The organism is Cohnella hashimotonis, assembly GCF_030014955.1.
GTDB lineage: Bacteria > Bacillota > Bacilli > Paenibacillales > Paenibacillaceae > Cohnella > Cohnella hashimotonis.
This window is the reverse complement of the sequence record NZ_JAGRPV010000001.1, coordinates 4256178-4281247: the sequence shown is the minus strand read 5'-3', so window position 1 is coordinate 4281247 and position 25070 is coordinate 4256178. Positions and strand designations below refer to the sequence as shown.

At 61.5% G+C, this 25070-nt stretch carries 19 protein-coding genes; 14 read left to right on the top strand and 5 right to left on the bottom strand.

Annotated elements, in window-relative coordinates:
* Window positions 1-375: 375 nt before the first annotated feature.
* From alaS to KB449_RS17285, 10 genes are all read left to right on the top strand, one after another.
* Window positions 376-3021 carry an alanine--tRNA ligase gene (gene alaS / locus KB449_RS17330; protein WP_282909566.1) on the top strand — a complete coding sequence of 882 codons (2646 nt, stop codon included), beginning with the start codon at window positions 376-378 and terminating at the stop codon, window positions 3019-3021.
* A 178-nt stretch (window positions 3022-3199) separates the two neighbouring features.
* Window positions 3200-3475, top strand: coding sequence for an IreB family regulatory phosphoprotein (locus tag KB449_RS17325; protein ID WP_271749126.1), 276 nt, complete (start codon window positions 3200-3202; stop codon window positions 3473-3475).
* Entirely contained in the window at window positions 3475-3909 is a 435-nt protein-coding gene (gene ruvX, locus KB449_RS17320; protein ID WP_282909565.1) for a Holliday junction resolvase RuvX, read from the top strand. Before KB449_RS17325 ends, ruvX begins: the two co-directional genes overlap by 1 nt.
* Complete coding sequence (locus KB449_RS17315) at window positions 3902-4207, top strand: DUF1292 domain-containing protein (protein WP_282909564.1); 306 nt, start codon at window positions 3902-3904, stop codon at window positions 4205-4207. The genes ruvX and KB449_RS17315 overlap by 8 nt, the downstream gene beginning before the upstream one ends.
* Window positions 4204-4521 carry a DUF1292 domain-containing protein gene (locus tag KB449_RS17310; protein WP_282909563.1) on the top strand — a complete coding sequence of 106 codons (318 nt, stop codon included), beginning with the start codon at window positions 4204-4206 and terminating at the stop codon, window positions 4519-4521. Before KB449_RS17315 ends, KB449_RS17310 begins: the two co-directional genes overlap by 4 nt.
* A gap of 84 nt (window positions 4522-4605) precedes the next feature.
* The gene (gene mltG, locus KB449_RS17305; RefSeq protein ID WP_282909562.1) at window positions 4606-5928 is read left to right on the top strand and encodes an endolytic transglycosylase MltG; all 1323 of its coding nucleotides are present in this window, start codon (window positions 4606-4608) and stop codon (window positions 5926-5928) included.
* A gap of 129 nt (window positions 5929-6057) precedes the next feature.
* Complete coding sequence (locus KB449_RS17300; RefSeq protein WP_282909561.1) at window positions 6058-6984, top strand: peptidase U32 family protein; 927 nt, start codon at window positions 6058-6060, stop codon at window positions 6982-6984.
* Window positions 6984-8270 (top strand): peptidase U32 family protein, encoded by a 1287-nt coding sequence (locus KB449_RS17295; RefSeq protein WP_282909560.1) that lies wholly within the window; start codon window positions 6984-6986, stop codon window positions 8268-8270. The genes KB449_RS17300 and KB449_RS17295 overlap by 1 nt, the downstream gene beginning before the upstream one ends.
* 264 nt (window positions 8271-8534) lie before the next feature.
* On the top strand, window positions 8535-10667 hold the full coding sequence (locus KB449_RS17290; RefSeq protein WP_282909559.1) for a methyl-accepting chemotaxis protein: 2133 nt from the start codon (window positions 8535-8537) through the stop codon (window positions 10665-10667).
* A gap of 173 nt (window positions 10668-10840) precedes the next feature.
* Entirely contained in the window at window positions 10841-12709 is a 1869-nt protein-coding gene (locus KB449_RS17285; RefSeq protein ID WP_282909558.1) for a peptidoglycan D,D-transpeptidase FtsI family protein, read from the top strand.
* Here the strand turns inward: KB449_RS17285 and ytvI are convergent.
* The gene (ytvI, locus tag KB449_RS17280) at window positions 12618-13787 is read right to left on the bottom strand and encodes a sporulation integral membrane protein YtvI (RefSeq protein ID WP_282909557.1); all 1170 of its coding nucleotides are present in this window, start codon (window positions 13785-13787) and stop codon (window positions 12618-12620) included. The two genes, KB449_RS17285 and ytvI, sit on opposite strands and share 92 nt — an antisense overlap.
* 224 nt (window positions 13788-14011) lie before the next feature.
* Between ytvI and KB449_RS17275 the strand changes: the two genes are divergently transcribed.
* Together KB449_RS17275 and KB449_RS17270 are read left to right on the top strand one after the other, a co-directional pair.
* A complete protein-coding gene (locus KB449_RS17275; protein ID WP_282909556.1) occupies window positions 14012-15505 on the top strand; it encodes a polysaccharide deacetylase family protein in 1494 nt (497 codons plus the stop codon).
* A 251-nt stretch (window positions 15506-15756) separates the two neighbouring features.
* Window positions 15757-16260, top strand: coding sequence for a hypothetical protein (locus KB449_RS17270; protein ID WP_282909555.1), 504 nt, complete (start codon window positions 15757-15759; stop codon window positions 16258-16260).
* A gap of 101 nt (window positions 16261-16361) precedes the next feature.
* Here KB449_RS17270 and KB449_RS17265 read toward each other — a convergent pair whose 3' ends face one another.
* The 4 genes from KB449_RS17265 to KB449_RS17250 all read right to left on the bottom strand — a co-directional run bounded on the left by KB449_RS17265 (window position 16362) and on the right by KB449_RS17250 (window position 20529).
* Window positions 16362-17063 carry a G1 family glutamic endopeptidase gene (locus KB449_RS17265; RefSeq protein ID WP_282909554.1) on the bottom strand — a complete coding sequence of 234 codons (702 nt, stop codon included), beginning with the start codon at window positions 17061-17063 and terminating at the stop codon, window positions 16362-16364.
* A gap of 248 nt (window positions 17064-17311) precedes the next feature.
* Window positions 17312-18982, bottom strand: coding sequence for a dihydroxy-acid dehydratase (gene ilvD / locus KB449_RS17260; protein ID WP_282912842.1), 1671 nt, complete (start codon window positions 18980-18982; stop codon window positions 17312-17314).
* Between the two features lie 206 nt (window positions 18983-19188).
* Window positions 19189-19854 (bottom strand): 3'-5' exonuclease, encoded by a 666-nt coding sequence (locus KB449_RS17255; RefSeq protein WP_282909553.1) that lies wholly within the window; start codon window positions 19852-19854, stop codon window positions 19189-19191.
* Window positions 19855-20034: 180 nt separating this feature from the next.
* On the bottom strand, window positions 20035-20529 hold the full coding sequence (locus KB449_RS17250; protein WP_282909552.1) for a DUF2269 family protein: 495 nt from the start codon (window positions 20527-20529) through the stop codon (window positions 20035-20037).
* Between the two features lie 221 nt (window positions 20530-20750).
* Here KB449_RS17250 and KB449_RS17245 point away from each other — a divergent pair, with 221 nt between their 5' ends.
* Complete coding sequence (locus KB449_RS17245; protein ID WP_282909551.1) at window positions 20751-21956, top strand: exonuclease SbcCD subunit D; 1206 nt, start codon at window positions 20751-20753, stop codon at window positions 21954-21956.
* A complete protein-coding gene (locus KB449_RS17240; RefSeq protein WP_282909550.1) occupies window positions 21913-25005 on the top strand; it encodes an AAA family ATPase in 3093 nt (1030 codons plus the stop codon). The genes KB449_RS17245 and KB449_RS17240 overlap by 44 nt, the downstream gene beginning before the upstream one ends.
* Window positions 25006-25070 lie beyond the last annotated feature (65 nt).

Here is a 25070-nt window from a genome sequence, read left to right as displayed (position 1 = left end):
CGGCAAGACATAGCTATCGAGCGTTGAAGAAGCAAGAGTACCCCGAGAGTCCGCAGTGCAGAGAGAAGACGCCTTGCCAGATCGCCCCCCGAGCTTAGCGGCTCCGCGGACAAGCGGTACGGCCAGGCTGCGAGCGTCTTCGTGCGAAGGGCGGGGGAAGCCGGCTTCCGAGCTTCGGAGTCGATCCGACGGGCAGGCCCGTTACAGCCTGAATAAGGCGATTCCTTGCCGATTCGTCCGGCTGCTTGCCGGCGTCAGCGGGAATAACCAGGGTGGTACCGCGATCGATTCGTCCCTGAATTTCAGGGGCGTTTTTTATTTTTTTACAGGTATAGAACGGGCCAAAGCGCCAACATTCAAGGGAGGAACCTTATCATGCAACCGTTAAAAGCCGCCGAGATTCGCGACAGATGGCTTCGTTTCTTCGCTTCCAAAGGACACCGCGTGGAGCCCAGCGCATCGCTCGTCCCGCACAACGATCCTTCGCTGCTGTGGATCAATGCCGGCATGGCGCCGCTCAAGGCATATTTCGACGGCCGCGAAAAGCCGGAAAACCCGCGCATCGCCAACTCTCAAAAGTGCATCCGCACGAACGATATCGAAAACGTTGGCAAGACGCGCCGCCACCATACGTTTTTCGAAATGCTCGGCAACTTTTCGATCGGCGACTATTTCAAGGAGGAAGCGATCACGTGGGCTTGGGAGTTCCTGACCGGTCCGGAATGGATCGGCTTCGCGCCTGAACGTCTGTCGGTCACCGTGCATCCGGAGGACGAGGAAGCGTTCAAGTTCTGGAACGAAAAAATCGGCATTCCGGCCGAGCGCATCGTCAAGCTTACGGACAACTTCTGGGATATCGGCGAAGGACCTTGCGGTCCATGCACGGAGATTTTCTATGACCGCGGCGACGCCTACGGGGACCTGTCCGATCCGGAATGCTATCCGGGCGGCGAAAACGAGCGCTTTCTCGAGGTGTGGAACCTCGTTTTCTCGCAATTTAACCATAACAAGGACGGCAGCTACACGCCGCTGCCGAACAAGAACATCGATACCGGCGCAGGCCTCGAGCGTTTCGCTTCGATCGTCCAGGACGTCGATTCGAACTTCGACACGGACCTGTTCCAGCCGATCATCACGCGGGCTGCTGCGATTGCCGGCATCTCGTACAAGGCGAATTCGGAGGACGACGTCGCCCTCAAGGTCATCGCGGACCACATCCGCACGGTCGCCTTCGCCGTAGGCGACGGCGTCATGCCCTCGAACGAGGGCCGCGGCTACATCATCAGACGCTTGCTGCGCCGCGCGGTCCGTTACGGCAAGGTCATCGGCGTAGACCGTCCGTTCCTGTGGGAGCTTGTGCCGACCGTCGGCGAGATCATGGGCGGCTATTATCCGACCGTAGTCGAAAAAGCCGAATTCATCGAGCGCGTCATCCGCACCGAGGAGGAACGCTTCCACGAGACGCTGAGCGACGGGTTGTCCCTGCTGGCGGACTTGTGCGCCAAGGCCGTCGCGGCCGGCGAGAAGAAGATTGCCGGCGCGGACGCTTTCAAGCTGTACGATACGTACGGCTTCCCGTTCGACCTGACCGAGGACTATGCCGCCGAACAAGGCATGACGGTCGATCGCGAAGGCTTCGACGCTTCGATGGACGAGCAGCGCCAGCGGGCGCGCGCAGCCCGGCAGGAAACGGAGAGCATGAAGGTGCAGGGCGGCCCGCTTGCCGACTACACCGTGAAGAGCGAGTTCGACGGCTACGGCGCGTTGACCCTCGGCGCGACCGTCGCGGCGATCGTGTCCGGGGACCGGTTCGTCGACGCCGCCGGCGCCGACGAGACAGTGTCGGTCATTCTCGACCGGACGCCTTTCTACGCCGAGAGCGGCGGCCAGGTGAGCGACACCGGCATGCTGGTCGGCGAGAACGGCCTGGTCGCGGCAGTCGCCGGCATGAGCAAGGCGCCGCACGGTCAGCCGCTGCATCAAGTGACGGTTACTTCGGGCACCCTGAAGGTCGGCGACAAGGTGACGGCCAGCGTCGACGCGGTGGACCGCGCCGACATCGTCCGTAACCATACGGCTACGCATCTGCTTCACAAGGCGCTGAAGCAAGTGCTTGGCGAGCACGTCAACCAGGCCGGCTCGCTGGTAGAGCCGGGTCGGTTGCGCTTCGACTTCTCGCATTTCGGCGCGATTACGGAAGCCGAGCTGGCGGACGTCGAACGCAGAGTCAACGAGCAAATCTGGCTCGGCACCGACGTCGACATCAGCCTGAAGCCGATCGACGAAGCCAAATCGCTCGGCGCGATGGCGCTGTTCGGCGAGAAATACGGCGACATCGTGCGCGTCGTGCGCGTCGGCGACTACAGCCTCGAGCTGTGCGGCGGCTGCCACGTATCGAACACGGCGCAGATCGGCCTGTTCAGGCTCGTGGCGGAGAGCGGCATCGGCTCCGGCGTGCGCCGGATCGAAGCCGTCACCGGCCGTCACGCTTATGCGTACATGGACGAGCAGATCGGCCTGCTGAAGGGCGCGGCCGCGCTGCTCAAGACGGGCGTAGCCGAGGTGCCGCGCCGCGTCGAGTCGCTGCAAGGCGAGCTGCGCCAGACACAGCGCGAGGTCGAGTCGCTGCAAGGCCGGCTCGGCCGGCTCGAGGCCGCCGAGCTGCTCGGCGGCGCCAAGGAAGTGGGCGGCCTGACGCTGCTGGCCGCCCAGGTGAACGTCGGCGGCATGGACGCGCTGCGCGGCGTCGCCGACGAGCTGAAGGCGAAGCTGCCGGAGGCCGTGCTGGTGCTGGGCGCCGTGCACGACGACAAGGTGAGCCTAGTTGTCTCCGTATCGCCGACGCTCGTGAAGCGCGGCCTGCACGCGGGCAAGCTGATCAAGGAGCTGGCCGCGATCTGCGGCGGCGGCGGCGGCGGCAAGCCGGAACTCGCGCAAGCGGGCGGCAAGGACCCCGCCAAGCTCGGCGAGGCGCTGCGCGCGGCCGAAGGACTGGTGGCGGCCGCGGGCGCTGGCGCATAAAGAAATTCCGCGGCGCAGGAAGCTCCCGGACGACCGGTCCGTACTGGACGACGGTCCGTCGAACAGCCGATCCGTTCGGCTGGCGGACCGTCCTTCCGCACAGGGCGGGAGTGCGCTTCCATTTCCCGTCCAGCGGAGAATATGATATGATGTTGGCATAAAGCGAGGTGCTGCGACAATGAGCTCGTCCGACAAGAATCACATGGATAAGACGGTCAAATTCGACGTCATGCCCGATCCGGAGGAGATCTCCGCGAAGGATATCCTGCTGACGGTGCACGACGCGCTGGTGGAGAAGGAATATCATCCCATCAATCAAATCGTAGGCTATCTGCTGTCCGGCGATCCGGCCTACATTCCGCGGCACAACAACGCAAGAAGTCTGATCCGGAAGAAAGAACGCGACGAACTCATCGAAGAGATGGTCCGCTTTTATCTTCAGCAGCACCGCTGATGCCGAGGATCATGGCGTTGGATTACGGAGACCGGCGCACGGGCGTAGCCGTCAGCGACGCGTTCGGCTGGACCGCCCAGGGCGTCGAGGTCATCCAGCACAAGACCGAGGACGCTTGCCTTCGGCGGGTCGCGGAGCTGGCTTCCGAGCTTGAGGCCGAGGAGATCGTCCTCGGCCTCCCGAAGAACATGAACGGCACCATCGGCCCCCGGGGCGATCTGTGCATCGCGTTCGGGGCCAGGCTCGAGGAGACGCTTAAGCTTCCCGTCAAGCTGTGGGATGAGCGTCTTACGACCGTGGCCGCGGAGCGTGCGCTGCTCGAAGCGGACGTCAGCCGGGCGAAGCGCAAGCAGGTCATCGACAAGATGGCCGCGGCAATACTGCTTCAGAGTTATTTGGATTCCAGATCGAGAGGGGCTAACCTGCATGGCTGACGATACGATCCGCCCTGAAGAAGAAGCGGAGATTATTTATATCCCGGACGACGACGGCAACGACGAAGCGTTCGAAGTGATCATGCGCTTCGAGCTCGACGACGGCACCGACCGCAAATACATGATGGTCGTTCCTGCCGACGCCGAGGACGAAGAGCAGGAGGTCTATGCGTTCCGCTTCGACGAAGAGGACGACGAGATCAAGCTGTATCCGATCGAGAGCGAAGAAGAGTGGGAGATCGTCGAAGAGACGTTCAACACGCTGGCGGCCGAGTTCGGCGGCAGTGAGGAGCAATGAGCGAAGCCGGGAAGCAGGGTCATGGCTCCCCAGGCGGCGCGCTGCAGCAGGCGTTCGGCACCGAGATCGAGCTGACCGGCGAGAGCGGGTCGGTGCAGGTGTACCGGATTCTGGCCGAGCTTAGCGTGAACGGCAACCCCTACGCCGTGCTGCAGAGCGATGCGATGCGCAAGGAGGGCGAGATCGAGGTGTTCCGCGTCCTGCTCGACGATGCCGCAGAGCCGAAGCTCGAGTCGGTGGACGACGACGAGGAATGGGAAGACGTCGCCGAAGCGTACGACGACATGCAGTTCGGGTCGGACGATCGGCCTTAAGGATGGGCGCGATTTTCGTGGAGAGCGGGCAACCGCTCTTCACGGCTATTCGGCCGCTTTTTATTTAGCAGGAGGGACGAGAGCGTGAGCAAAGACGACGACAACAACGGGTGGAAATCCGTGTATACGGGCAATCTTCCGGAAGACCGCGAAGAACCCGACGCGGAGCCCGCCCGGGCGCGCGGGGACGAGGAACGGCCGGCGAATGCGCCGCTGCCGCCGCGAGCGCGACCGGGATCGCCGCCCGAGCGGTCGTCGGCGGCGCCTGCGAGGAATGCCGCCGCCAGCAAGCCCGAATCCGCGCCCGAACCGGAGGAAGAAGAGGCCGAAGACGACGAGCCGCCGAAGAAGGGGCACGCCGGTTTTTGGTCCTTTCTGATCGCGCTCGGACTCGTCGTCCTCGCCGCCGCCTCGATCCTATTTTACGTATGGAACGGACTTCGCCCTCCCGGATCTTCGGATCAGGCCGTACGCGTTACCATCAGCAAGGGCATGGGCGCCAAAAAAGTGGGCGAGACGCTCGAAGCGCAAGGCCTTATCCGCAACACCTTTTTATTCAGCATGTGGCTCAAGTACAAAAACGAAGGCTCCAGATTCCAGGCGGGCGACTACGACTTCAAGCCGGGCATGACGAACGGCGAGATCGTCGCCAAGCTGAACAACGGCGAGACGGTCGCCGCCGAGACGATCCGCTTCACGATTCCCGAAGGATTCACCGTCGTGCAGATCGCGGACCGCCTGGCGAAGGAAGGGATCGTCGACAAGGACAAATTCATGAATGCGGTGCGCAATCCTTCGCAGTTCGCCAATTCGACCTGGACCAAGCTGATCCCGACGGACGATGGCCTGCGTTATCCGATCGAAGGATATTTGTTCCCGGAAACGTACGAGCTCAAAAAAGGCAGCACCGAGTCCGACATCATCGACCGGATGCTCGCAGAGCTCGACCGCAAGCTGGGGACGCTGCCCGAAGATTGGCAGAGCGTGCTGGAGGAGCGGGGCTGGACGCTTCACGAGCTGCTGACCGCGGCGTCGCTCGTCGAGCGAGAGGTGGTCGTGGACGAAGAGCGGCCGATCGTGGCCGGCATTATCCTGAACCGTCTGGACAAGAAGATGCCGCTGCAGATCGACGCGACGATCCAGTACTTGCTGGACAAGCAAAAGGATAAACTGACGAACGACGACCTGAAGGTCGACAGTCCGTACAATACGTATCAGAATAAAGGGCTGCCGCCGGGACCGATATCGAGTCCGAGCCTCAAGTCGATCGAAGCGGTGCTGTATCCGGCCGATACCGACTATCTGTATTACGTTACGAAAAAGGACGGCTCCAACACGCATTTGTTCGCGGAGACGTTCAAGCAGCATCAGAAAAACATTCGCGAAAGCGAAAAGAACGCGAAGTAAACGGCGCAAGCGAAGCGCGTGCGACCGATATTACGGCCCGGCGGCGGCTATCGCGCGTCGCGTCATCCCGAGCGGATGCGCGACCGCGAAGGCAGGCGCCGGGCCTCACGTTTGGATGAGGTGAGGGAAATGACAACGGAGCTGTTGATCTCGGCGGGCTCGATCGCCCAGATCAAAGTTTATGCCGAAGCGGGCGCTAGCGCGGTGCTCATCGGGGATTCCAGGTTCGGGGCGCGCCTGCCGGGCTCGATCGCGGAGGCCGACCTTATGGATGCAGTCGCGTGCGCGCATGCGCTCGGCGTTAAGGCATATATCGCGGCGGGCAAGCTGCTGCGCAACCATGAGCTATCGGGGCTGCCCGACTATCTTCACGCAGCCGCCGCAGCCGGAGCGGACGGCGTGACGTTCGGCGATCCGGCCGTATGGATGGCCGCACGCGACGCGGCGCCGGGCATCGCGCTGCACTGGAACGTCGAGATGACGGGCACGAACTCGGCAGCGGCGGCCTTCTGGGCGAAGCGCGGCGTAACCCGCGCCGTTCTGGCGCGCGAGCTGAACGGCGAGGAGATCGCCGATTTCAAGCGGAGCGGGTCGATCGAAGTGCAGGTCCAGGTACACGGCATGACGAATATTTACCATTCCCAGCGCAATCTGCTTCAGAGCTATATGGACTACCTCGGCCGAGAAGCAAGTCTGGTCGATCTCGGACCGAGCGAGGGCCGGTTCCTGATCGAGGCCGAGCGTCCTGACGAGCGTCTGCCCGTCTACGAAGACGCGGACGGTACGCATGTGATGAGCGCGGACGACATTTGCCTGCTCGAAGCGCTGCCGGAACTGCTCGAGGCGGGCATCGACAGCTTTTATATCGAGCCGCTGCTCAAGTCCGAGGCCTACAATATTGCGGTGCTCCGCAGCTATCGGCATGCGATAGACGCCTGGCATCGCGATCCGGCTGCTTATGAATTCGACGAGGAATGGCTGGAGCCGATCCGGGCGCTGCAAGATCCCGGCCGCGAGCTCAGCTTCGGATTTTTATACAAGGAGCAAGTTTACTAATGGAGGTGTTGACGATGAACGGCACTGCCGCCCATGCCGCCGTTTCCGCTGCCGGGAAGGGCCGCCGCTATCGGCTGGACCGTCCGGAGCTGCTTGCGCCCGCCGGCAATCTCGAAAAGCTGAAGTTTGCCGTCCACTACGGCGCGGACGCCGTCTATATCGGCGGACAGAGCTACGGCTTGCGTTCGAACGCGGACAACTTCAGCTTCGAGGAAATGCGCGAGGGCGTCGAATTCGCCGCCCGCTACGGCGCGAAGGTTTTCGTGGCAACCAATATTTATGCCCATCAGGAGGATCTCCCGGGCATTGCCGAATATTTAAAACAGCTCGAAGCTGCCGGTATCGCGGCGATCATTACGGCCGACCCCGCCATTGTCGAGACGGCGATGGCGCATGCGCCGGGACTCGAGGTCCATCTTAGCACGCAGCAGTCGACGATGAACTGGCAGGCCGTAAAGTTTTGGAAGGAAGTCGGACTGCCTCGGGTCGTGCTCGCGAGAGAGACGTCGATGGAGGAGATCCGCGAGATCAAGGATAACGTGGACCTTGAGCTTGAGGTGTTCATTCACGGCGCGATGTGCTCTTCGGTATCGGGCCGCTGCGTGCTCTCCAACCATTTTACCGACCGCGATTCCAACCGCGGCGGCTGCTGCCAGTCGTGCCGCTGGAAGTACGACCTGCACCAGGAGCATGGGCCGGTCGGCGATCCGGGCGACCATATGTTCACGATGGGCAGCAAGGATCTGTGCATGATCCGGCATATTCCCGATCTCATCGAGGCGGGCGTGGACAGCTTCAAGATCGAAGGCCGGATGAAGAGCATCCATTATGTCGCTTCGGTCGTGGGGGCCTATCGTCAGGCGATCGACGCTTATATGGCGGATCCTGAGGGCTATGTTCTTCGCCCGGAGTGGGAGGCAGAGATCGGCAAAGCGGCGAACCGTCCGCTCAACACCGGATTTTTCTACAGCACGCCCGGCGCGTCCGAGCATATTTACGAGCCGGAGGAAAAGCCGGCGCCTTACGACTTTGCCGCAATCGTGCGGGAGTACGATCCTGAGACAGGCATCGCGGTCGTCGAACAGCGCAGCCCGTTCCGTCCGAACACCGAGGTCGAGTTCGTCGGACCGGGCGGACGCAGCTTCAAGCAGGTCGCAGGTCCCCTCTCGGACCTGGACGGCGCATCCGTCGATGTGGCCAGGCATCCGCTCCAGCTGCTACGGATAAGGACTTCCGAACCTGTCGCGCCGCTCGACATGATGCGAAAAAAGATCGGCTCTTTCTGATTTTCGACAAAAAAATAAATAGTTTGGCCAAGAAAACGTTTCAAAAGGATATTAAATCAGCTTGTCGAATTAACACTGATAGTGCAGATGGCCGATATATATTCGGAGATGATTCTGCGCGGTCGGATGTTCGGCAAGCTTTTTTGTTTGGCCGGCATCCGCGATGGCACGTGGTAACAGGTTCCCGCTCGGGATTCGCTGCGCATAGAGGCGCGTTTCTCGGCGGCAAAGAGTCATTTAACTAAGTCTCGGAGGGTGTGTCAGATGAAGCAAAGTTGGCGCGATCGTGTCAAGTCGGTGGAGTGGAAGCAAGGAGCCGGCACGCTGGGAGGGTATGCGAAAAAATTCGGGCAGCAAATGAAAGAAACGAAGCTGGAAAGCCCGATTCGTTCTGTCGGCGTGAAGTTATTCATTCTTGTATTCTGCGGGATCCTGCTGTGCGTCGTGTCGCTAGGACTATTCTCCTATTCTAAGTCCCGATCCGTTATCGAAAAAAAAGTGTCCGAATCCAGCATGGAGACGGCCAAGCAGGTATCCGGGCGGATGGACCTGCTCCTTACCGGCTACGAACGCAAGTCGATGGAGTTTTTGTCGGATTCGGAGTTCATCTCCCAGGTCGGCTCGGCCATCTCGTCGACGGATGATTTCGAGCGCTTCGACAACCAGCGGACGATCACGACGAAGCTCTCCAATGTCATGATCTCGGACAATTCGATCGCCGGCATATTCCTGCTGCCGACCGACCCGTCCATGGCCGTGATCGGATCCTCCAATTCGGGCGGCGTGCCCGACATGAAGGAAAATCCGCCTGCGTTTCTCGACACGATGAAGCAAGCGGCCGGCAAGGTCGTATGGGTGCCGACGATGGCGACCGGCATTACCGGCAAGCAGACGGCCCCGACGATCGCGGTCGGCCGCGCATTGATGAACGTCAATTCGGGCAATCCGTACTTGCTTGTCATTGAGCTCAGCATCAAGTCGCTGCAGGACATGCTGTCGAACGTCAGCTTCGGCGACGGAAGCTCGACGTATATCGTCGCACCGGACGGCACGATCGTCTATGCGGCGGATGCCGCTCTGATGGGGCAGAAGTACGAGTACGAGCTGCCGGACGCATCCGGCGAGGTCAAGATCAAGGCGGACGGACGCGAGATGCTCTCCGTAGGTTCTCCATCCGTCGGCAGCAGCGGTTGGACCGTCGTCGGCAACATCCCGACTTCCTCGCTCGTCAAGGACGCGAAGGTCATCCGCAACCTGACTTTCCTCATGTGCGGTCTGTCCGTGCTCATCGCGGCGCTTATCGGACTGTTCATCATGTGGACCGTAGGCAAGCCGCTCGGCCAGCTTCGCCACCTCATGAACCAGGGCGAGCGCGGCAATCTGACGGTGCGCAGCACCATCCGGCAGAAGGACGAGATCGGGCAAGTATCCGACAGCTTCAACCGGATGATGGAGCGCATCACGGAGCTCGTGCGTCAGACGAATCAATCCGCCAGCGAAGTGCTGGAGACCGCAAGCTCCCTGACGCTGGCATCGACGAAGACGGCCAGCGCGGCCAAGGAGATCGCCGTGGCGACCGAAGAGATCGCGGGCGGCGCGACGAACCTGGCCGTCGAATCCGAGCGCGGCAGCGAGATGACGGGACAGATCGGCGACAAGGTCGTCTCGGTTATCGACTCCAACTTGGAGATGGGCAAGTCGGCCTACGAGGTCGAGGAAGCCGGCCGTAAAGGCACGCAGTATATGGCAGGCCTGATGGAGAAGACCGGGCATACCGAAGAGATGACGCGCTCGATGGTCGATAAGGTCGACAAGCTGAAGGAAAGCACCGGTTCGATCAGCAAGATTCTCGACGTGCTTGGCAACATGACGAAGCAAACGAACATTTTGTCGCTGAACGCAACGATCGAAGCGGCCCGTGCGGGCGCCGCCGGCAGAGGCTTCATGGTCGTCGCCGACGAGATCCGCAAGCTCGCCGACCAGTCCCGCCAATCGATCGGCGTCGTCGGCGAGATCGTCGACCGGATCGGCCAGGAGATCGACGAGACGGTATCCGTCCTCTCCGACGCGTACCCGTTGTTCAGGGAGCAGATCGAAGCGGTGCGGGATGCCAACAAAATTTTCGAAAACGTGCAGTCGCATATGAGCGACTTCAATGAGCGCCTCCATGCCGCTACCGCGTCGGTATCGCAGCTCGAGCAAGCGCAGGAGACGTTGACGCTCACGATGACGAACGTCAGTGCCGTGGCGCAGCAAGCATCGGCTACGAGCGAGCAGGTCGCCTCGCTGAGCAACGAGCAGCTCGGCATCAGCGACGGTCTCGTGCAGCTGTCCAACAAGCTCGAGACGGTATCCCAGCAGCTGCGTCAATCTTTGTCGCAGTTCACCGTGGCTTAATTTTCATAAATTGCACAGTATGCCGTTCCCGTATATGGGGGCGGCATTCTTTTTTGCGCATGTACAGCCTTTATGGGTCCTGCCAGGTTGTTGGTTGGTAGGTTATCCGAAGGACGGCCGGGCAACAATGGGAATAACAGCGTTACAATTCGCAGACAGGGAAGGGATGGCCGTTGAACGGACCGGTGCCTGCTCGGATTTTTAAACTGATGATTGCGCTGGCCGCGGTCTTTGGCGTAATGGAGGCGAGGCTGGCGTGGGTGCAGCTTGGGGGCGGCGGCGGGAGCGAAAATGCGGCCGCAGGTCTGGCGAAACAAGCCTACAGGCAGCATTCGGATCCGCTGGAGCTGGACAGCGGCCGCGGACAGTTTGTCGACCGCGACGGCCGCCCGCTGACCGGCAGGACGATTCGCGCGCTTGCGGCCTATCCGACAGGCGGTATGCCTCGCGGCTCCGACGGTCAGCTGCAGGTGCTGGCGGATACGCTTGGGGAGAGTGCCGATCAAATCGGCGCATGGCTGGACGGCATTCGCGAGCCGCTCGTATGGAAAGGGAAGACGGGCACGGTCGTCGCACTGACGGAGACACAGGAGCGGCGAATCGTTGCGCTTGGGCTGACCGGCGTCGCCGTGGTGCCCTATGTCGACCGCTACGGCGCGGAGCAGGGGCGCGGGCCGGCACTGCAGGCGATCGGCTATACGGCGCAGGATCCCGCGCGTCTGACGAAGCTGTACGGCAAGGAGCTGGCTGCGGGAAAGGCGAGAACGACCGACCCGATCGGGGAGGCGGGCCTCGAGCTGTCGCTGGACAGGCTGATCCGGGGCATCGGCAGTACCTTCGCGGTCGCGACGACCGACGGCGCGCGGCGGCCGCTCGCCGGCATCGGGATGCGAATCTCGGGGCCGGCGAATCCGCATTATCCGCTTCAGGTCCGAACGACGATCGATTTGGCCGTGCAGCGCGCGGCCGAGGCGGCATTGAAGAAGCATGGCATCAAGGAAGGCGCTGTCGTCGTGCTGGATGTCGAACATGCGGATATTCTCGGCATGGTTTCGCTGCCGGCCTTCGACCCGGCGCATATCGGCTTCGCCGGCACGGACGAACGGAACCATGCGCTCATTGCGGTGCCGCCTGGTTCCGTATTCAAGACGGTCACGCTCGCTGCCGCGCTTGAGGCAGGCGTCACGACGCTGGACGAGACATTCCGCTGCGCGGGATCCTACGGCAGGTACGGCCTGAACTGCTGGCTGCATGGCGGTCATGGCGTGCTGACGGTCAAGGAGGCGTATGCCGAGTCGTGCAACGTCGTGTTCGCCGCGCTCGCCGAGCGGCTCGATCCGGCGCTGCTCGCGGAGACGGCGGACAAGCTGGGGCTCGGACGGCAGATCGGATGGCAGATCGGATCTTTCGTCGACGGCAAGCCGCTGCGCCTGCTGGGGGAGGAGCAGCCGGGCGCGATATTCGCAACGCCTGAAGCCGGGAAGGACGGGGGCGTAAGGACAGGGACGGGCATCGGCCAGCGCGACGTGAGAGTGACGCCGCTCCAGGCGGCCAACCTGGTCGTAACCTTGCTGCACGGTGGTCGCGTGCAGGCGCCGCGGATCGCGACGGAGATCCGATATGCCGACGGCGGGCTGCTGGCGAACATGCCGGCCCGGGGAGCGCCTTCCGAATTCGGGCGCATCAAGCCGGCTACGGCGGCCGCCCTGCGCGAAGCGATGCGGGCCGTTGTCACGGAAGGCACCGCAGAGCAGGCGCTCGGGGCAAACGAATGGCCGCTCGCAGGCAAGTCCGGCACGGCGGAGCTTGCCGGCAAGCGGCCGGCGCTGAACGATCAATGGTTCGTAGGCTATGGTCCGGCTAAAGGCCGTCCTCGCTACGCCGTATCGGTACTGCTGGAAAATCGCACGGCCGGCGTCCGCAATGCGGCGCCGGCCGTGTTCGGCGACATTATGGACGCGCTTCGTCTGATGGATCGGGCGGAAGCGGAGCTCCAGGAACGGTCGTCCCGGACGCAGAAGGATGAAACGGCGAGACGATAAACTCTTCCTTGGGCCAGCGAATCCATCTGTGGAAGTAGCCCTGGTCGTACAGCGCCTTGAGCAGAATCATCAGGATCGGCGCCAGGATGAGGCCTGCGAAGCCGAAGAAGGACAGCGATACCATCATGAATGCCAGCATCGTAAAGGCGGAGACGCCGACGGTCTGCCCCGTAATGCGCGGCTCCAGGAACTGGCGGGTGAGCGTCACGACGAGCAGCAGCGCGGTGAGCCAGATGGCGAGGCCCGTTTGTCCGACGATAAAAAGATATAAGATCCACGGGATAAACAAGGTGCTGACGCCGAGCAGCGGCAATACGTCGAAGAAAGCCGCGAGGAGTGCGATCGTCAGCGCGTTGTTCACCTGGAGCGCGAGCAGGGCGATCAGGATGACGAGGAACGTAATGCTGATCAACTTGAGCTGGGACTTAAGGTAAGCCCCGATGCCCCTGAATACATTTTCGCGCAAAAAAGTGAACGCGGTCTTCAGCGTCTTCGGCGAGCGTTGACCGGCCAGCCGTTTCCACATATCGATCTCGACGCTTAAGAAGTAGGCCAGGATCAGGGCGATCGAGAAATTCAGCACGAACGAGGAAAAGGAGCTCACGAATCCGACGGTGCCGTTGAACAGGTTCGTCGCCAGCTTGGTGCCGAACTTGACGATATTTTCGGCGGCGCCCTGCAGCTTGTCCGCGAGACCGTCAGGCAGGCTGTCCGAGCGCTGCTGAATTTCGGCCGTGATGGAGCGAATCTGGGCTTCTACCTGGGTCTGGTATTTGGGCAGCTTTTCGACGAGCTCAGAGGTTTGGTGGTAAAACATGAAGCCGATGCCGGCGAGCGCGCCGAGCAGCACGGCCGTGAACAGCAGCACGCTGATGCCGGATGAGATCGCCTTGCGGATGCCCAGCTTGTTCAGTCTGCGGGCGAGCGGCTCAATGCATAAAAAAATGAGAAAGGAAAGGAATACCGGCGTAGCAATCTTATACAAATAACTAAAAGCGAACATGATAAGCCATACGGTAAAAACGATCAAAGCGATGTCGAAGGCGGTTCTCCAGTATTTTTGGTACAGCGACAGCATTTTGTATTTCCCCTTTGCCGATTAGAAGATGCTATTGGTAATATATTAACCGATAATACGCGGACAAGGCTACGGCGTCTCAAAATCTAAAAGCGCTTGAAGGGAACGCGCGCCTCCTTAAAAAGAAATACGACGCATCGTCAATTTTCGTACGACCTATGTTAAAATATAAGAAGTTGAACGCGAGCAACATTTATAACAGAAAGCAAGATGGTGGAAACGGCATGGACGTCATCCTATGGTGGGGCTTTTATTTTTGGACTTTTTACGCGTTTTTGCCGGGCTTTATCAGCCGGATGTTCGGATTCCGCGTCTTCTCCAAGGGAGTCGCCGAGCGCGAGATCGCTTTGACCTTCGACGACGGGCCGCATCCGGTATACACGCCGCGGCTGCTGGACCTGCTCAAAGCGCATGGCGCGCACGCGACCTTTTTTGTCGTCGGCGCGCATGCGGAGAAGCATCCGGACATCGTGCGGCGCATGCACGAGGAAGGGCACGACATCGGTATCCACAACTACGTTCACCGGAGCAACTGGATCATGGGGCCGGTCAGCGTCAGACGGCATGTCGTACGAACCGGGGACATCGTCGAGCACATCACGGGAATGCGTCCAAGATATTATCGGCCGCCTTGGGGCATCGTCAACGTCTTCGACTTTATCGGACGAGGCAAGCCGCAGATCGTGCTGTGGACCGCGCTGTTCGGCGACTGGAAGCTGAAGGTGGGCGCGGAGCGGCTTTACGGAAAGATCAGACGCAAGCTGCAGCCGGGCGCGGTGCTGCTGCTTCATGATTGCGGCGACACGTTCGGCGCAGATCCGGACGCTCCGGCCAACACGATCGAAGCCGTCGGCCGCATCCTCGAGGACGGCAAGCGCGAGGGCTTGCGGTTTGTCGGCATCGGCGAGCTGATGCGGACGACCGAGCTGAACAAGGAGCGCGCCAAAGCCGGATCCCGCGGATGGAACGCCGCACCGGCGGAAGGCATCGTCTCGAGCGGTTCTGCTCAATCGGCCGAGGCGCATAAGCCAGGACCGTTCAAGCGGGTACTGGTCGCTGCCTGGATGCTGTGGGAGGACGTTTTTGGCTGGCTGTTCCGTCTGCGGCCGATCGGTGACGGCAAGTCGTTCCATTACCGGATTATCAGGTACGGCGGACCGACGCTCACGCTAGAGGACGGCGGAAGGATCGCCAAGGGCGACCGCGTGATGGAGCTGCACTTCGTCAACAAAATGATGCTCGATATCGGCATGAGCTCCCGTTCGGAGATGCAGATCGCCATCCGGGTCATCCAAAGCGTCAAGAAGACGCTTCCTGCCGCTGCTAAGGAGCTGCGTACGATCCCAGGCGGCGACAACGTCAAGGCGCTGTACGGCATCTCGATGATCAACCGGGGCTCCGAGGGCTTGGGCTTCGAGACGTTCGCGCTTCAGAAAGGCGTGTTTGCATGGTTTACAAATCGTTATTTGCGCATGTTGACCGCCATTATTCACCCGCAGGGCCGGACGCGAGTCAAGGCGCACGGCGAACGGATGGAGCCGAGGATGCTCATTATGCCGCGAATGAAGCTCATGCAATGGGAAAAAGGGAGCTATTCGCCTGCCAGAGAACGCGCTTCGAAGGCAGAGATCGAGCAGGGCATGGCGGCCGTCGGGGCTGCGGGCTACGAAGATGCGAATTCTCGGCCTGGCAGCGAAGGAACGGGCGATCGGGCGTAACAGAAATTGTCACCGACGATCGGGGCAACTAATGGGTTTGGTAGTGGCTGAAACGATGTCGAACTAGCAAAACAGGACGAAGCGGAAAAATTTCCTGCTTCGTCCTGTTTGCGTTTTGGTCTATGGCTCCCCGGCTCGATCATGCGCCAAACGGGCAGTTCATGTCCGTCCTCGCATCGCAATCGTGCCCGCATCGCAGTCATTTTCCGCCAGTACATCTGGGTTATGGATCTATCAAGGTTTCCTTCGCTTTGATAAATGCTGCCCTGAGCGGGCAGCCTTCACAGTCTGCGCTCGGTCAAAGCGCGTACGGATCTCGTCGTCATTCTCCATCGTCGTTTGGTTTTCGTAATGGGGATGCTTTTGCCTGGCCGATCTCTTTTTTTTTTCAGGATCTGCTCTATTCTTACAGCCCCAAGGCGAACAACTGCGCTAACAGTGGCGAAGAGACGCTGTACAGCGTCACATGGGGGTGCCACGCCGCCGATGGAGGCGAAGAGACGCTGTACAGCGTCACATGGGGGTGCCACGCCGCCGATGGAGGCGAAGAGACGCTGTACAGCGTCACATGGGGGTGCCACGCCGCCGATGGAGGCAAAGAGACGCTGTACAGCGTCACATGGGGGTGCCACGCCGCCGATGGAGGCGAAGAGGCGCTGTACGGCGTCACATGGAGGGGCCACGTCGCCATCCTTGGCGAAGAGACGCTGTACAGCGTCAAATGGAGGGATATCGCCGATTACCGTGGCAAATAGACAATGACATCGCCGTTCCTCGCCGCCAACGGTGGCGAAAAAGCGCTATTTGCAAAGTTATTGTCTTGTCGGCGTTCCGTTTGCTCATTCCTACATTCATTTTAACTTTGTTTCGACCGTCTGGCTCTTACGAGAAAGGCGTCGCCTGCCCGGTTAGGACGGGAAGGGATCGACACCACCCGATTGTTTTGAACCATGATACCTCGCTGGTCGAGCTTCAAGCAGGGATTGCGTCCGTTCACGCGACAGCAGGAGAAGACCACCGGAGTCAGCCTTGCGAGGCTGCTGATCGTGCTCCCGACTTGCGGGGCTTCTACAATCCATTCGGCGGACGTGCGCGGCCCTTTATAGGTTTGGACGGTACGAAACCGCCATCCCCGCGTTAAATTGCGCAGCGAGATCGACCACTTGCCATGCCCTTGGTTAGCGATGACGGCATGCATGCGATCGCCGGGATGAACGGGATAAGGGATGACCGTTTCTGCAGAAGGCAGGATCTCCCACCAGGCATAATAGCTTGCGTTGCCGTTTGCGAAGTCATGTCCGGTGCCGGTCTGGATCAAGCTGCCGTTTTTGTAGCCGTCGATGCCGATCCAGGCGGACGAGTAAACAGGCTGAGCAGACGGTAAAACAAAAGGGACTGTCCAGTACGCGGAGACGCGGTTGTAAGCGCCTGCGCTTCCGGATTGGGCGTAGCCGCTCCAGTTGCCGGACTTCCAGCCGACAGCCGAGCTTTGAATCTTGTCCGACCGCACGAACTTGCAAGGACGCTGCAGTCGGATACGTCGGCTCATCTTGGGCATATGCCGTCACCGCCTTTATCGTGATGCTATAAGGGATGCGGCGGAAGGGAGGAACGTATGGGTGAGGTTGAAATACAGGCGATGACGGAGGGCGAATAGCGCTAGAGGGAACGAAGGGGTGATACGGAGGGACGATACGGAGGGGCGATACGGGGGGGGCGATACGAAACGGCGATACGAAAAAGAAGCGGGAGCCGAGGGCTCCCGCTTTCTTTGGGTGGATCGGGTTTATTCGAGTCAACAAGTCGTTACATCTTCATGACGCCGCCGCGGCTGGCGTTGGTTACCATCGCGGAGTAGCGGGCCAGGTAGCCGCGCTTGATCTTCGGCTCGAAGCCCGGCCAGTTCGCGCGGCGGCGATCCAGCTCTTCGTCGCTAACCTCGAGGGTGATCGTCCGGTTGTTCATGTCGAGCTCGATCATGTCGCCGTCCTCGACGAACGCGATCGGGCCGCCTTCCGCCGCTTCCGGCGAGATGTGGCCGATGGCGATGCCGCGGGAAGCGCCGGAGAACCGGCCGTCGGTGATCAGGCCGACCTTCGTGCCGAGGCCCATGCCGACGATCTGCGACGTCGGCGCGAGCATCTCGGGCATGCCCGGGCCGCCCTTTGGACCTTCGTAGCGGATGACGACGACGTGGCCTTCCTTGACCTTGCCCTCCGCCAGGCCGCGCAGCACGTCGTCCTGCGAGTCGAAGCAGATTGCCGGACCGCGGTGATAGCCGCCGACCGACTTGTCAACCGCGCCGACCTTGATGATCGAGCCGCCCGGCGCGAGGTTGCCGAACATGACGGACAGGCCGCCTTCCTTCGTATGCGGATCGTCGATCGGACGGATGACGGTGTGATCCGTGATCTCGGCGCCTTCCACGTTCTCTCGCAGCGTCTTGGCGGACACCGTCATGACGTCGCCCTTCAGCGTGCCTTCCTTTTTGAACAGCTCGTTGATGATGGCGCTCACGCCGCCTGCGTTGTGCAGGTCCTCGATATGGTGGTCGGAGGCCGGCGCCAGCTTGGACAAGTACGGGGTACGCTTGGCCACTTCGTTGATGCGCTCGATCGGGTATTCGATGCCGGCCTCATGTGCCAGCGCGAGCGTATGGAGAACGGTGTTGGTCGAGCCGCCCATCGCCATATCAAGCGCGAACGCATTGTCGATCGAGTCGAGCGTCACGATGTCGCGCGGCTTGATGTCCTTCTTGATGAGCTCCATCAGCTGTGCGGCGGACTTTCTGACGAAATCGCGGCGCTCTGGCGCAACGGCCAGGATCGTGCCGTTGCCCGGCAGCGCAAGACCGAGCACTTCGGCAAGGCAGTTCATGGAGTTCGCCGTGAACATGCCCGAGCAGGAGCCGCAGGTCGGACAGCCGAACTGCTCGAGCTCGGTCAGGCTCTGCTCGTCGATCTTGCCCGTCATATAGGCGCCTACGCCCTCGAAAACGGACGTCAGGGAGATGGCGCGGCCGTCCTTGGTGCGTCCGGCCTTCATCGGTCCGCCGCTGACGAACAGCGTCGGGATGTTGACGCGCAGCGCGGCCATCATCATCCCCGGCGTGATCTTGTCGCAGTTCGGGATACAGACCATGCCGTCGAACCAGTGGGCGTTGACCATCGTTTCGACGGAGTCGGCGATGATCTCGCGGCTCGCGAGAGAGTAGCGCATGCCGATGTGGCCCATTGCGATGCCGTCGTCCACGCCGATCGTATTAAATTCGAACGGGACGCCGCCCGCTTCGCGGATCGCTTCTTTTACGATTTTGCCGAATTCCTGCAGGTGGACGTGGCCCGGCACGATGTCCAGGTACGAGTTGCAGACAGCGATGAACGGTTTGCCGAAGTCTTCTTCCTTGACGCCCGCGGCGCGCAGCAAGCTGCGGTGGGGCGCGCGGTCGAAGCCTTTTTTGATCATATCGGAGCGCATTTTGGAAGCCATGATGAAATCCCCCGTTTCTTATGAATGCCGTGCCTAGGACCTGGGTAGGACAAGTGCGAATAGAAATAATTTTATCACAAGATGGCGTCTAACGGCTACTGTGCCTCCGAGGCGATTGCAGGCATTTGCCGGCGGAGGCACATGCGCGAACGCCCCCTGCCGGTAGGCAGAGGGGCGCGAGTCGAATCAAAGCGTCAATTGTCCGGATCTGTGGGCAGCAGCCCAGACAGCGCCGCAAAGGGCAGATTCTCGAAGTGGCCCGTCTTGTAAACGACCTCGGATTCCGTCTGCGGCTCCTCGGCCGGCTTGTTGCGCCGGAAGGCCAGTCGGTCGTGCAGCTTCACGAGCACCTGCGCCGTATTGAGCGCGTCGTCCAGCGCGCGGTGATGAGAGCCGGAAAAAGGAATCTCAAGCATCTCGAGCGCGGCTTTAAGCCCCATTTGCTGGTGCTTTTCCAGCTTGAACACTTTGGACAGCATTTTCTGCAAATTGTTGTGGTTGATCATCCAGTTCGTATCGATCTGCATCTGACGGCATTCATGGAGCAGCTGACGCAGGTCGTCGGGGCCCCAGGCGCACAAATAATACTCGTCGGGGCCGATCCATGAAACGAAGGCGGCGAGCGCTTCCGGAAGCCGGCTTGCGGCGTCGACATCGTCCTGGGTGATGCCGGTGAAGGCGGTCGTATCTGTAGAAAGCGTCGGTACGACGGTCGGCCTGACAAAGGCCTGAAACGTATCGAGGATGCCCGGAACGCCTTCGACAAGGCCGATCTTGGCCGCGCCGATCTCAATGATCTCGGCGATCTGCCCCTTTTTCCGGCGAACGGTCATCTCCAGGTCATATACAATGTAAGTCAAGGAATCACACCTCGGGCTGTTCGCGCGGCGCTGCGCCCCGCGGAACATCGCGTAATAATAGTCCGGCTTTACGTATTATAGACCTCCGCCAATTATTTGTCATGGTGTTCACGGCAAAATGCCGGCTGCCGTCCCTTGGAAGGGACGATCGCCGGCACCCGGTCGTACGTATTTCCGTATTTAAAGCGTGGGCTTGAAAAACATAAGAAGAAAAAGGACGATCCCAAGGACGGTTGCCACATAATTGATTGCGTTGACCTTGGCGACGCCGGCTTGAAGCGCGGGCGACGCTTGCTTGTCGGCGGGACCGGTATCGACTTGCGCCTTGGCCGCGACATCGGCGGCAGCCCGCGCCATGAAGGCGATGACGACGATCTGGATAAGCACGTAGTCGACAATGGCTGCGATGATCCACAGCTGGTCCCAGCCGTAATCGCCGAGCCATACGAGCAGCAGGCCGGACAGCACGGCGAGGGAGCCAAGCGTTTTCGGGAACATCTCAAGCTTTGCGGACAGCTTTAGCGAGTCGCGCAGCTGCCCGAGCGTCTGACCCTTGCGCAGCAGGACGTGGCCGAAATAGGTCGGGCCGATGCCGACGATCGCGGAGATTACGTGCACCGCGACAAGCAGGCCAAGCCAGTTCTCCTCCAGATAGGCGTAACCAGTAAACGACATTTTTTGTTCGTTCTCCTCTCGTTTTAACGGTATAATCCCATGCTAGCACGGTATTTTTATGCGGGCTGTCATCACTTTTAATGACGGATATGCATGACAAGTCACATTACAAACGGCGGTTTTCAGCTTTAAATGACACGCATGAAATCCTTTCCGCGGCGCATCCTGCGCGGACGGTGATGTATAATGAACAAAAAAGAATGACAAGAAGGTGTTTCTCTTTGAAATTTTTCCATACGGCGGATTGGCATCTCGGAAAATTGATTCAGAACGTATACATGACCGAAGATCAACGATATATGCTCGAGCAATTCATGCGGGATATCGAGACGGAGCGGCCCGATGCGGTCGTGATCGCGGGCGATCTGTACGACCGGGCGGTGCCGCCGACGGACGCCGTCGGACTGCTGGACCGCACGCTGCAGCGTATCGTGCTGGAGCTTAAGACGCCCGTGATCGCCATTTCCGGCAATCACGATAGTCCGAGCCGTCTCAACTTCGGGAGCGGCCTTATGAAGGCGGCGGGTCTGCACATCGCGGGTGAATACGACCCCTCGGCCGGCCCGGTCGTCCTGCACGATGCGCACGGCCCGGTCTGTTTTCACCTCGTGCCGTTCGCCGATCCGGCCGCCGTGCGCCTCGCGCTGGGGGACGAGACGATCCGATCCTACGACGGCGCGATGGCCGCGATTGCTGAGCGAATCCGCGGCGCGACGGACCCCGGAGCGCGCCATGTGCTGGTCGGACATGCGTTCGTGACGCCGCGCGGCGAGGCGGAGCCCAACACGAGCGACTCCGAGCGGCCGCTCTCGATCGGAGGGACGGAGCACGTGAGCGCGTCGCATTTCCGAGGCTTCCACTATACGGCGCTCGGCCATCTGCACCAGGCTCACTTCGTCGGCTCGGAGACGGTACGCTACGCAGGTTCGCCGCTCAAGTATTCGATCTCCGAAGAGCGCCACCAGAAGGGCTACCTGATCGTGGAGCTGGACGGGGAAGGCAACGCCTCGGTCGAAAAGCGGGTGCTGGTCCCGCGGCGCGACATGCGTACCGTTCGAGGGTACATCGACGAGATCGAGCGGCAGGCGCCGAGCGAGGATTACATATATGTCAGGCTGCTGGACGAGGTGCCGGTGCTGTCTCCGATGGAGCGCGTCAGGTCGGTCTATCCGAACGCAATGCACGTGGAGCGGGAGCTGGCGATGCAGCAGGCGGCGGCTGCGGCAGAGGAAGGGACTGCGGCGGGCGGAAAGGCCGGCATGGACATGCTGACGCTGTTCCGCGCCTTCTACCTGGAGGCAAAGGGCGGCGAGGCGTCCGAGGAGACGGAGCGTCTGTTCCTTGCGGCGCTGCGGGATATCGAAAACGAGGAGGATGAGCGTTATGATGCCGGTGCGGCTGACGATGACGGCGTTCGGGCCGTATAAGGACAAGGAGGTCATCGACTTCGCGGAGCTGTCCGGCAACCGGCTCTTTCTCGTCTCGGGTAATACGGGCGCGGGCAAGACGTCGATTTTCGACGCGATCTGCTTCGCGCTGTACGGCGAAGCGAGCGGCGAGGACCGCAGCGACGTCCGCATGCTGCGCAGCCAGTTCGCCTCGGACGACCTGTATACGTCCGTCGAGTTCGAGTTCGAGCTGAAGCGCCGGACGTACCGCATTCTGCGTCAGCTGCCGCACGTGAAGACGGGCAACAAGAGCGCGACGGGCGAAAAGTACGAGTTCGTCGAGACGACCGGCGGGGCGGAGACGATGATGGTCGACCGCCATGCCGTCCGGCAGATCAACGAACGGATGCAGGCCTTGCTCGGACTGACCAAGGACCAGTTCAGCCAGATCGTCATGCTTCCCCAGGGCGAATTCCGCAAGCTGCTTACTTCGGATACGGAGAATAAGGAAGAGATCATGCGACGGATTTTCCGCACGCATCTGTTCAAGTTCGTCGCCGAGTATTTGAACGAAAAACGAAAAGCGTCGCAGTCCGAATGGGAGCTCGCAAGGCGCGATCTCGACATGCAGGCGGCGAACCTGAAGCTGTCTCTGGCGCAAAGGGAAGATTCGGCGCTCGCGCGCGTGTTCGAGCAGGCGCATTTTAACGTGCATCAGGTGCTCGAGGCGCTGGATGCGGAGATGGTTTATTACGAAGGTGAAAAAACCGTCCGGCAGTCCCGTCTGGACGAAGAGAGCCGGCTGCACAAAACGCTGGTCGAGCGTTATCATGCTGCCTCTCGGGTAAACGAGCTGTTCGGCGAACTGGACCGGAAGACGGGCGAGCGCCAGGCGCTCGAAGCCCGCATCCCCGAGATCGAAGAGAAAAAGCGAAGACTCGCCCTGGCGGAGATGACGCTGCCGCTCGAGGTTCGGGAGCGGCTGTGCGCAAGCGTGCAAGCGCAGGCGAAGGCGGCGGAGGGATTACGGCAGTCGGCCGCTGAAGCGTCCGGGCGCGCGGCGGGCGAGCTTGCCGCCGCGCAGGAGCGCCATGCGCAGGAGGAGGGACGCGCCGGGCAGCGCGAAGCGCTCGTGCGCGAGCTTGAGCGGCTCGCGCGCGACCTGCCGGCGGTCCGCGAGCTGGAGGAGCGCCGCGCCGCGCTCGGCAGGCTGCAGCGCGAAGCCGAGGCCGCGCAGCGTGAGCAGCAGGCGGCAGAAGCTGCGGCCGCGGCCCGGCAGGAGGCGCGCAAGGCGCTGTCCGAGCGCGCGCGGCAAGCCGAGGAGGCCGTGCGCGAGCTGCCGGAGCTCGCCGAGCGCTTCGAGCGGATGCTGCAGGAGGCGACGCTGCTGCGCGAATTCGTGCTGCTCGGGCGCGGCGCTGCGACGCAGGCGGCGGAGGAGGCGGAGCTCCGACTCGCGCACGAGGAAGCCGCGAAGCGCTATCTGGCGCTCGAGGCGGGATGGCTGGAAGGCCAGGCCGGGCAATTGGCCGCGCATCTGCACGATGGGAAGCCTTGCCCGGTATGCGGCAGCGAGGCGCATCCCCGTCCGGCCGAGCCGCCGGCCGACATGCCGACGCGCGAGACGCTCGACCGGCAGCGTACGGACAGGGCGGAGCGGGAGACGCTGTATTTGGCGGCGAAGGCGAAGCGGGAGCACACGGAAGCGCAGCTGCGGGACAAAGCGGAAGAGATCGAGCGCAACGGGCGGGTGCCCGGGCAAGCCGAGGCGGACTATGCGGAGCTCGTCGAGAACGGCAAGCGGATGCGCGTCCGGGTAGACGGGCTTAAAGCGGAGCAGGCGGCGCTGGACGAGCTGCGGCGCAAGCTGGCTGAGGAGGAAGCCGGGCTGGAGGCCGCGTCTGCGGACAAGGAGCGGCGAACGGCCTTATCGCAGGAGCGTCGTACGGCCTTTGCCGCCGCGCAGGCGGTTTATGACCGGACGCTGGCCGGTCTGCCCGAGGGGCATCGGACGCTTGAGGCGCTGCAGCGGCTGCTCCGCGAGGCGGAGCAGGCCAAAAAGCGTCTGGAAGCGGCCTGGCGTCTCGCGCAGGAGCAGCTGCGGCAAGCGGGCGAGCGTCATGCGGCTGCAAAGGCGCATCTGGACGCCGCGGAGCGCCAAACGACCGAGGCGCAGGCGCGGCTGGCGGAGGCGCAGAGCGACTTCGCTGCGGAACTGGCCCGGGCGGGATTTGGCTCGGAGGCGGACTATCGGGCGGCCAAGCTGCCGGAACGCGACATCGCGGACATGAAGGCGGAAATCGAGCGATTCCTGGCCGGACTTGCCGCAGTCGTGCGGCAGATCGAAGAACTTGGCATTCAGCTGGAAGGCAAGGAACGGGCCGATCTGGCCGCGCTTGCCGAGGAAGCGCAGCGGATGGAGCGGCAGGCGGAGGCGACGCGACTCTCGCTGCACGAGGCGCAGGCGCAGCTGGATAAGGGTGCGGAAGGGCGAACCAAACTGCTGGAAGCGGAAGAAAAATGGCGTAAGTCGGAGCAGGATTTTCAGCTCGTCAAGGACCTTTACGACGTCGTGCGCGGGGACAACCGGCACAAGATTTCTTTTGAACGCTATCTGCTCGTCGAATTTCTCGATCGCATCCTTTCGGCGGCCAACCTGCGGCTGCGGACAATATCCGGCGGACAGTTCTATCTCGTGCGCAGCGACCGCCGGGAAAAGCACGGCAAGCAAAGCGGACTTGGCCTGGACGTCTTCGACAACTACACCGGCCAGCTTCGCGATGTGAAGACGCTCTCCGGCGGCGAGAAGTTCAACGCCTCGCTCTGCCTTGCGCTAGGCATGGCGGACGTGATCCAGGCCTACGAGGGCGGCGTGTCGCTCGAGACGATGTTCATCGACGAAGGCTTCGGCTCGCTCGACGAAGAGTCGCTGAGCAAGGCGGTAGACACGCTCGTCCAGCTGCAGCAGACAGGGCGTATGATCGGCATCATTTCGCACGTACAAGAGCTCAAGCAGGCCATTCCTGCCGTGCTCGAGGTGAGAAAATCGGCGGACGGCTGCAGTTACACCAAGTTCCGGATCAGTTGAGCCGAATGCGGCCGCAAGCGATCAGGCGGCTTTTGTCTATTCCGTCGCTTCCCGTCATATATATG